Source organism: Microbacterium sp. HMWF026 (genome assembly GCF_003061325.1).
Lineage (GTDB): Bacteria > Actinomycetota > Actinomycetes > Actinomycetales > Microbacteriaceae > Microbacterium > Microbacterium testaceum_E.
The window spans coordinates 1-4,780 of the sequence record NZ_QAJB01000224.1; the positions used below are offsets into that span (position 1 = coordinate 1).

The window sequence follows — 4,780 nt, forward strand, 5'->3', positions numbered from 1 at the left end:
GTCCACGCTCAGCGCGCCCGAGATCGCGAACACGCCGACGCCGTCCGCGACGCAGACGATCGCGCCCAGCCCGACCCCGAGTCTCGCGCCGAGCCCGTCGGCGACGCCGACCCCGACATCGGCAGCGCGAGTGGTCACGCAGCCGACCTCCCGCTTCTCGTTCGGGTGCGACGCGATGACCTCGAAGGTCGGTGCGATCTTCGGCGGCGAGGTGCCCGTGTCGGTGCTCACCCTGCCCCAGCCGCACGGGAACACCCTGGTCGCCGGGCCGGTGCAGTACGCGTTCGCCCAGGCGGGCGACCTGTTCTGCGAGTTCGGCGCTGCCGACGGCTCGTACGTCGAGGTCGCCGTCATCGCCGACGGGCAGGGCGCGCTCGCTGATCGTGACACCTTCGCCGGGGGGACGTGCGACCCGCAGTACCCGCCGTGCGAACTCGTGGCGGGGACCTTCATCCTGGTCGAGGGCGTCTCGGCGGCGGGCCGGAACCTCGACAGCGCCGAGGTGGCGGTCTGGAACGAGGTGCGCGACCTGGTGCGGGCATCGCCGCCCTCGCCGCCGACCTGGACGCCGCCGACGGGGACAGTCGCGTTCCCCGGCGACTGCGCCGCGCTCCTTCCGGCGGATCGGCTCGCCGCCGTCCTCGGTGAGGAGTCGATGGAGATCAAGGTGAGGGGCCGAGGAGGATGGAGCGCCTGGGACTGGCTTCTCTCGAATTTCTGGCAGGCAACCCCCTGCGACGCGGGGAGCACCACGGGCAGCGCCTACGAGGACCCCGCCCGCTTGTCGCTCCTCTGGCTTCCCGGCGGCGAGTGGGCCTTCGACAGCGCAGCGACGGGAGACCCCGTGTCGTTCGACGGTGCGAGAGGAACGGATCGGGCCGTGGTCTCGTGCGCGACCTTCGAGACGACCGAGGTGTGTCATGCGGACGTCCTGCTCGACGCCACCTGGATCCGCTTCTCGCTGCCCGAAGTCGTCACGTTCGCGGATCGGGTGACGGCCGCCTCCGCGATCGCGTCGATCATGGCCGAGTCGGTCTACGGATGAGCCGCCGCCTCCCGGCTCGCCCGTGGCATCCACCGCCCTAGACTCGACTCTCGTGGTCACCCGTCTGTCGAACTACTTCCTCCGCACGCTCCGCGAAGATCCCTCGGATGCCGAGGTCACGAGCCACCGCCTGCTCGTGCGCGCCGGATACATCCGTCGCAACGCGCCCGGCGTCTTCGCCTGGCTGCCGCTCGGCCTGAGGGTCAAGGCCAAGATCGAGGCGGTCGTCCGCGAAGAGATGGCGAACGCCGGGGCGTTCGAGGTGCACTTCCCGGCGCTCCTGCCGCGCGAGCCGTACGAGGTGACGGGCCGTTGGGAGGAGTACGGCGACGCGCTGTTCCGCCTGCAGGACCGCAAGGGGGCCGACTACCTGCTCGCGCCCACGCACGAGGAGATGTTCACCCTGCTGGTGAAGGACCTGTACTCGTCGTACAAGGATCTGCCGCTGACGATCTACCAGATCCAGGACAAGTACCGCGACGAGGCGCGCCCCCGCGCCGGCCTGCTGCGCGGTCGCGAGTTCACGATGAAGGACGCGTACTCGTTCGACGCGACGGATGCCGGTCTCGACGCCTCGTACCAGGCTCAGCGCGACGCCTACGAGCGGATCTTCACCCGCCTGGGCCTCGAGTACGTCATCGTCGCCGCCGACGCCGGCGCGATGGGCGGCTCGAAGTCCGAGGAGTTCCTGCACCCGACCCCGATCGGCGAGGACACGTTCGTGCGTTCGGCCGGAGGCTACGCGGCCAACGTCGAGGCGTTCACCACGGTCGTCCCCGACGCGCTGCCGATCGGGGGTCAGCCCGAGCCGGTCGTCTTCGACTCGCCGAACACCCCCACGATCGCCACCCTCGTCGATCACTCCAACGCGCACCTGGCGGCTCCGGCCCCCGGCATCGCCGGTCCCGCCACGGCCGACGCCGCCGAGTGGACCGCCGCGCACACGCTGAAGAACGTGGTGCTCGCCCTCACTCATCTCGACGGCACGCGCGAGCTCGTCGTCGTGGGCCTGCCCGGTGACCGCGACGTCGACGACAAGCGCGTCGAGGTCGCCTTCGCTCCCGCCGAGGTCGAGGCGGCCACCGAGGCCGATTTCGCGAAGAACCCGCTGCTGGTCAAGGGCTACATCGGCCCCTGGTCGCCCACCGGTCCGGTGCTGGGCGAGGAGTCGGCGACCAAGATCCGCTACGTGCTCGACCCGCGCGTGGTCGACGGCACCGCCTGGATCACCGGTGCCAACATCGACCAGAAGCACGTGCACTCGCTCGTCGCCGGCCGCGACTTCGTCGGCGACGGCTTCGTCGAGGTCTCGACCGTGCGCGCGGGCGACCCCGCGCCCGACGGCTCCGGTCCCGTGGAGCTGGCCCGCGGCATGGAGATCGGCCACGTCTTCCAGCTGGGTCGCAAGTACGCCGAGGCCCTGGGGCTGAAGGTCCTGGACGAGAACGGCAAGCTCGCCACCGTCACGATGGGCTCGTACGGCATCGGCGTCACCCGCATCCTCGCCATCATCGCCGAGCTGAACAACGACGCGAAGGGTCTCATCTGGCCCGAGTCGGTCGCCCCGTTCGACGTGCACGTGGTGGCCACGGGGCGCGACGCCGTGGCCTTCGACCTCGCGGCATCCGTCTCGGAGCAGCTCGAGTCCGCGGGCCTCGACGTCCTGTACGACGACCGCCCCAAGGTCTCTCCGGGGGTCAAGTTCGGCGACGCCGAGCTCGTCGGCATCCCGCGCATCCTCATCGTGGGTCGCGGCGCCGCCGACGGGCAGGTCGAGCTGTGGGACCGCCGCACGGGGGAGCGCGAGACCGTGTCGGTCGACGACGCTCTGGCGGCGCTCACGCGCTGACGCCTGACGGAACGGCATCCCTCCCGCTGCGGGAAGGGGTGCCGTTCCGCCGTATCGGACGGCGTTCGCCGGTACCGTGGATGCCATGATCTCGGCCCCCCGCCTGTCGCTCGCCGACGGCTCCACGATTCCCCAGCTCGGCGTCGGCACCTACAAGGTGCCGGCCGAGACCACCGCCGGACTCGTCGAGGGGGCGCTCGCCGCGGGCTACCGTCACATCGACACCGCGGCGCTCTACGGCAACGAGGCCGAGGTGGGCGCGGGGCTGCGGGCCTCCGGGCTCGATCGCGACGAGGTGTTCGTCACCACCAAGGTGTGGAACGACGATCAGGGCTTCGACGAGACGCTCCGCGCCTTCGACACCAGCGCCGCGGCGCTGGGCCTCGACCGCGTCGACCTGTATCTGATCCACTGGCCCATCCCGAGTGCCGACCGCTACGTCGACACGTGGCGGGCGCTGCTGCGACTGCAGCAGGATGGGCGGGCGACGTCGATCGGCGTCAGCAACTTCTCGGTGCCGCACCTGGAGCGGCTGCGCGACGAGACGGGCGTGCTGCCCGTGGTCAACCAGGTCGAGCTGCACCCGCGCTTCCCCCAGGACGACCTCGTCGCCTGGCACGAGGCGAACGGCATCGTCACCGAGGCGTGGGCGCCGCTGGCGCGCGGCGGGCTGTTGGACGAACCGGTCCTGGCGACCCTGGCCGACAAGTACGGCAAGACGCCGGCTCAGGTCGTCATCCGCTGGCACCTCGACCGTGGGCTCGTCGTCTTCCCCAAGTCGGTGTCGTTGGACCGGATCCGCGAGAACGGCGACGTGTTCGACTTCACACTCGACGCCGACGATCACGCCGAGATCGCCGGGCTCGAGACGGGCGAGCGGACGGGGCGCGATCCCGACCTGGACTGAGGGCCGTCACACGTCCAGTCGGGCGTACCGGGCGCGGAAGACCGTGAACACCCCGTAGGCGAGGAAGCCCAGGCCGACCAGGCACGCCAGGAACGGTCCGAGCGGCAGGGCCACGACCGCGGCGACGGCGCCGTCGAGCCCGCCCGCGGTGTCGGGCTCGACACGGATCGCGGCGGTCACCACCAGCACGCCGACGACGATCAGCGCGATCCCCTTCGCGACGAAGCCGACGACGCCCAGGGTCGTGAGCGCGAAGCCGCGCGGCCCGTCCGGAGTGCGCACCTTCGAGTGGAACGACCGACGCAGGCCCATCCACACGAAGCCGATGCCCACGCCGGCCACGGCGAGTCCGACGGCGCCCAGGATCGCCCCGCCGATCGGCCAGGTCAGCACGCCCTGGCTGAGGTCCTCCGCGGCCTGCTCGGCGCGCGGGCGGGCCCCCAGGGCGACGGATGCCGACACCAGACCGATCGCGAGGAACACCAGCCCTTGCGGCAACTCGGCGAGGATCCGCGCGAGGCGCCGCCACACCGACAACCGCCGCGGCGCGAAGGCCTGCAGCAGATGCCACCCGCCGAGGGCGACCAGTCCGATCGCCAGAGCCCACAGGGCCGCCGCGCCCAGGGGAGCGGCGGCGAGGGCGCGGAAGGCGCCCGTCTGGTCGCTGTCCTCTTGCGCGCCCAGGCCGACCGCGATGACCAGGCCGCCGATGAGCAGATGCAGGATGCCGTTGGCGGCGTAGCCCGCGCGGGCAGCGAGCCGGAAAGCGGGGTTCGCCTCGGCGTCGCGAGCGGCGGTCCGGGCGGTGGAGGGCATCGGCTCACCGTATGCGCTGGAGTCCTCCGGCGACAATCCGGTTGCGCCGCGGGCGTCGTCCCGTGCGGCACGCGGGTGAAGATCGTGTGTCGTTCAGGTTCCACCTTGGCGAGACGCCGCGGGACTCATTACGGTCGGAGGGTGCCCGAGAACACCCCCGAAC

At 71.6% G+C, this 4,780-nt stretch carries 4 protein-coding genes; 3 read left to right on the plus strand and 1 reads right to left on the minus strand.

What is annotated here, in order from left to right:
• Positions 1–175: 175 nt before the first annotated feature.
• From DBR36_RS09160 to DBR36_RS09170, 3 genes are all read left to right on the plus strand, one after another.
• Positions 176–1,045, plus strand: a complete 870-nt coding sequence (locus tag DBR36_RS09160) for a hypothetical protein (protein ID WP_108318728.1) — start codon at positions 176–178, stop codon at positions 1,043–1,045.
• 52 nt (positions 1,046–1,097) lie between these two features.
• Positions 1,098–2,894, plus strand: coding sequence for a proline--tRNA ligase (locus tag DBR36_RS09165; protein WP_108318730.1), 1,797 nt, complete (start codon positions 1,098–1,100; stop codon positions 2,892–2,894).
• An 85-nt stretch (positions 2,895–2,979) separates the two neighbouring features.
• Positions 2,980–3,801 carry an aldo/keto reductase gene (locus tag DBR36_RS09170; RefSeq protein WP_108318732.1) on the plus strand — a complete coding sequence of 274 codons (822 nt, stop codon included), beginning with the start codon at positions 2,980–2,982 and terminating at the stop codon, positions 3,799–3,801.
• Positions 3,802–3,807: 6 nt separating this feature from the next.
• Here DBR36_RS09170 and DBR36_RS09175 read toward each other — a convergent pair whose 3' ends face one another.
• Complete coding sequence (locus tag DBR36_RS09175) at positions 3,808–4,617, minus strand: DUF1206 domain-containing protein (protein ID WP_108318734.1); 810 nt, start codon at positions 4,615–4,617, stop codon at positions 3,808–3,810.
• Positions 4,618–4,780: the final 163 nt, after the last annotated feature.